Source organism: Bacteroides cellulosilyticus DSM 14838 (assembly GCF_000158035.1).
GTDB classification, from domain to species: domain Bacteria; phylum Bacteroidota; class Bacteroidia; order Bacteroidales; family Bacteroidaceae; genus Bacteroides; species Bacteroides cellulosilyticus.
This window is the reverse complement of record NZ_EQ973492.1, coordinates 598,227-603,160: the sequence shown is the minus strand read 5'-3', so window position 1 is coordinate 603,160 and position 4,934 is coordinate 598,227. Positions and strand designations below refer to the sequence as shown.

Sequence of the window (4,934 nt, the reverse complement as noted above, 5' to 3'; positions counted from 1 at the left end):
GCAGTTGAAGGAAGGTACAGAAATGAATTATTCCAACTATACGAATCAAACGAATCAGCGAATATTCGGTATAACCTCTACACTCTCTGATTACCGGACGGATTTGAACATATTCAGTTGGGGCGGTTTCTTCTCAACAGATTATACCACCGCCAATAAACGTTTTTCCGCATCCGCAGGCATCCGTACAGATGGTAACAACTACAATAAGGAGATGAAAGAATTATGGAAACAGCTCTCTCCCCGCCTCTCCTTATCTTACGAACTAACCCAGCAATGGACATTAAGCGGAAATGCAGGTCTATATTACCAGCTACCACCTTATACAGCATTAGGTTTCAAGGACAACGACGGTCTTTATGCAAATAAGAATTTAAAGTATATGCAAGTGATGGAAACCAGCCTCGGACTTGATTGGCATTTACAGGATAGGTTGATGATTTCGGCAGAAGGTTTCTTTAAGCGTTACAGCCGTATGCCTCTTTCTCTCCGTGACGACATCGCTCTGGCATGTAAGGGAGACGATTACGGCACAGTAGGTAATGAGGCATTGATACCGACCGCACGAGGGCGTGCTTATGGTGTAGAAACCATGTTGCGTTGGCAGATACCGGAGCGCTTCAACTTTGTATCTTCCCTTACTGTCTTCCGCAGTGAATATAACAGCATCGCTTCTGCTTGGGACAACCGTTTCATTCTTAATGTAAGTGGTACGTACAATTTACCACGCCGTTGGAGTATCGGAGGAAAGCTAAGTTATATAGGTGGTGCCCCTTACACTCCTTACGATGAAGAAAAATCCTCATTGGTTGAAGCTTGGAATGCACAGGGGCGTCCGTATTATGATTACTCAAAGTACAATACGGAGCGTCTACCCAATTTCGCCCAACTTGATATTCGTGTAGATAAATCTTTCTATTTTCATCGCTGCATGGTAGGTTTTTATCTCGATTTGCAGAATATCACAGGAAGTAAGTTGAAGCAGCAGGATGTGATTATGAGTACAGGAGTTATTGAAAACCCGTCTGCACCTGTAGGAGAACAAAGATATAAGATGAAATATCTGAAACAGAAAAGTGGAACGATATTACCGTCGATTGGAATTACCGTAGAATTCTAATGCCAGGCCTTTGTTATTGACCTACAAAAAGTAAAAAAGCCGGAATGACCTCAAATAAATCATTCCGGCTATTATAATAAAACTATGGCACTTTTCTTTTTATTGAAATATCATTTATTGATGTTGTTCCCTCAGCAAATCATTCACCGTCTTTACCGGATTGAACGTACTCAGAGAAACTTCTACAAACACCGTATTCCAATCACTCATGGCACCGTTCCACAGACCGGGAAGTTCAAGTGCTTTGAGATCTTTGCCATTCTTTGATTTATAAGAGATGAAACCGGTAGCCTTATCTACGAAATTAACAAGATCAAACTTATGACCCTTATAATCGCGCACAGCACAAACCAAATCTACAGGATTAAAGTGCGTACCCTTTTCGAACATCTCTTTTTTCTCCGGATCGTCCATATCAATTTGAGAACTTTCAAGAATTTGCAGAGAAATAGTACCGTCACTATTATATGCCAGGAACGGACCGCCACCCGGCTCGCCTACATTTTTCACCATACCGCATACACGCATCGGACGATTCAGTTTCTCTTTCAGATAAAGTACGAGTTCAGCATCTTCCAGATTCTTGGTCTCAGGATTTTTACAGAACAATTTCTTTTGCAGGAATTGCAGAATTTCAAGCACTTGTTCGTGAGTATATCTGCCGCTATCCAAAAGTTCCAAATAAGCAAATGCTTTTTGTTGCAGCGCCACTAATACTCCGGCAATCAACTTCTTATACAACACGGTGTCACCTTTCAGTTTATCAGGCACTACATTGTCGATATTCTTGATAAAGATAATATCTGCATCAAGATCATTCAGATTCTCGATCAGCGCACCATGACCACCCGGACGGAATAACAACTTGCCGTTATCACGGAAAGGCTGATTATTCATATCGGCAGCAATAGTGTCCGTACAGGGCTTTTGTTCAGAAAAAGTTACATTGTAATCTACACCGTATTTCTTGGCATAAACAGCTGCTTTGTCTGCCACCAGGTTTTCGAACAAGCGGCGATGTTCAGGAGAAACGGTAAAATGCACATTGACCTTTCCATTCTTGTTAGCAGCATAGAGAGCACCTTCCACAAGATGTTCTTCCAATGGAGTACGGCTTCCATCTTCATATCTGTGGAACTTCAGCAAACCTTTCGGAAGCGCACCATAATTCAGTCCTGCCGCCTCAAGCAATGCAGCCACTACAGCTTTATAATCACCCTCAGCCATCAATGCGGGAATGTTCTTCTCGAATGCTTTCTCACAGGCGGCATTCAAGTCATTATAGAAAGCAAACTTTTCAATCTGCTCAAAGAATGTTTTTTCGAATTTAGTTTCGGGCACATCATAATCAGCCCCAAGAAATTCGAATAAATTCTTGAACATACGGCTTGCCGCACCTGAAGCAGGAACAAACTTCACTACTACTTTATCTGTCCGCGTATATGCATCCCATGCATCGAGATAGAGCTTCTGCTCTTCTGCTGCAGGTGCCAGAATACCTTTTTCCAATGAAGCGGCAGCAGCCAGCTTTAAGTACGGGAAACCTTTCTCAAAACAGGTCAGCTGTTCAGCTATCTGCTCTTCTGAAATACCTTTTTGCCTAAGCAACTCTTTGTCTTGCGGTGTTATCATACTATCTATTTTTTATTAATTGATTGCCAAAAATACAAAAAAAGCACAAGCCTTATAATAGAAAGGAAGAAAAAAACTACCTTTGGGCAACAAAAATGGACAATTATGGAAAGAGATGAATTTTTCACTACTGAAGAGAAGGAATTGCTCTTCTCTCTCTACAGAAAATTATTGCAGTTGACCGGTGAGACATTACAGAAAGGTGACTGTAGAAAACTGAAAACACATCTTATCAACTCTATAAAGGATAACCGCGTTCAGCGTGATACCTTCGGACTGAATCCACTGGTTAAAGATATGCAGACTGCCGTTATCGTGGCCGAAGAAATCGGAATGAAACGGGCGTCTATTCTGGGCATCATGCTGCACGAAAGCGTGAGAAACGGAGCTTGTACCCCCGAAGAAGTGCAAGCCGCTTTCGGTGAAGACGTGGCAGGCATCATCCGCGGGCTCATCCGTGTCAATGAGCTTTACTCCAAAAGCCCGACTATCGAATCGGAAAACTTCCGCAACCTGTTGCTTTCTTTTGCGGAAGATATGCGTGTGATCCTGATAATGATTGCTGACCGTGTGAACATCATGCGGCAAATCAAAGACAGTAAAAATGACGAAGCCCGTCGGCAAGTGGCAAATGAAGCGGCCTACCTGTATGCTCCCCTTGCCCACAAACTGGGTTTATATAAGCTGAAATCGGAACTGGAAGACCTTTCGCTGAAATATACGGAGAAAGAGGTTTACTATCATATCAAGGATAAGCTGAACGAGACAAAAGCGTCCCGTGACAAGTATATTGCCGCCTTCATCGCTCCGATGCAGAAGAAACTGGAAGAAGCCGGATTGCATTTCCACATCAAAGGGCGTACAAAATCCATTCACTCCATCTATCAGAAGATGAAGAAGCAGAAATGTCCGTTCGAAGGGGTATATGACTTGTTTGCCATCCGTATTATCTTGGATTCGCCTGTAGATAAAGAAAAGCAGGAGTGCTGGCAAGCATATTCTATTGTAACAGATATGTACCAACCTAACCCGAAGCGCTTGCGTGACTGGCTATCTGTACCAAAAAGCAACGGTTACGAGTCATTACACATTACTGTAATGGGTCCCGAAAGCAAATGGGTGGAAGTACAGATACGTACCGAACGCATGGACGATATCGCCGAACGGGGGCTCGCTGCTCACTGGCGTTACAAAGGTGTAAAGGGAGAAACAGGATTGGATGAATGGCTGACCACTGTTCGTGAAGCATTAGAAAACTCGGATAGTAACGGGCTGGAAGCTATGGACCAGTTCAAACTGGATTTATACGAGGATGAGGTCTTCGTATTCACTCCGAAAGGCGATCTGTTTAAATTAGGTAAGGGAGCCACGGTGCTGGATTTTGCTTTCCACATCCATAGCAAATTAGGATGTAAGTGTATCGGTGCGAAAGTAAACGGCAAGAATGCCCAATTGCGGCAAGTGCTGAATAGTGGTGATCAAGTGGAAATTATGACCTCGAATACACAGACACCCAAACAGGATTGGCTGAATATTGTAACCAGCTCCAAGGCACGTACCAAGATACGCCAGGCATTGAAGGAGATGGTTGCCCGCCAGCATGCTTTTGCCAAAGAAACGATAGAGCGTAAATTCAAGAACCGGAAAATAGAATATGATGAAGCCGTAATGATGCGCTTGATCAAACGTCTCGGCTTCAAGACAGTGACAGACTTTTATCAAAGCATCGCAGATGAAACACTGGATGTAAATGAAATCATCGATAAATATCTGGAACAGCAGAGGAGGGAAAGTGATACGCATGACGACATCACATACCGCAGCGCTGAAGGATATAATCTGCAACAGACACAGAACGATGAAATCACCCGTTCGAAAGAGGATGTACTGGTAATTGATCAGGATCTGAAAGGACTGGACTTCAAGCTGGCACGCTGCTGTAGTCCGATTTATGGAGATGATGTTTTCGGTTTTGTTAGTGTGACCGGCGGCATCAAGATACATCGTAGTGACTGCCCTAACGCCACACAGTTACGTGAACGATTCGGATACCGGATCGTAAAAGCACGCTGGGCCGGTAAATCGCAAGGTACGCAGTATCCGATTACGCTACGCGTTGTGGGACATGACGATATAGGCATTGTTACAAATATAACTTCGATCATATCCAAAGAAAATGATA

At 43.3% G+C, this 4,934-nt stretch carries 3 protein-coding genes; 2 read left to right on the top strand and 1 reads right to left on the bottom strand.

The features are described from left to right. A partial coding sequence (locus tag BACCELL_RS20535) for a TonB-dependent receptor plug domain-containing protein (RefSeq protein ID WP_007213970.1) occupies positions 1 to 1,120 on the top strand: 1,120 nt, incomplete at its 5' end. A 114-nt stretch (positions 1,121 to 1,234) separates the two neighbouring features. Here BACCELL_RS20535 and BACCELL_RS20530 read toward each other — a convergent pair. Then, positions 1,235 to 2,752, bottom strand: coding sequence for a DUF4301 family protein (locus BACCELL_RS20530; protein WP_007213969.1), 1,518 nt, complete (start codon positions 2,750 to 2,752; stop codon positions 1,235 to 1,237). A 105-nt stretch (positions 2,753 to 2,857) separates the two neighbouring features. Here BACCELL_RS20530 and BACCELL_RS20525 point away from each other — a divergent pair. Then, positions 2,858 to 4,934: RelA/SpoT family protein (locus tag BACCELL_RS20525; protein ID WP_081450838.1), on the top strand; the 2,077-nt coding region annotated here is incomplete at its 3' end.

Excerpts from the sequence above, each read along its gene's own strand:
- BACCELL_RS20530 (WP_007213969.1), bottom strand. The coding sequence starts at position 2,752 with ATGATAACACCGCAAGACAAAGAGTTGCTTAGGCAAAAAGGTATTTCA.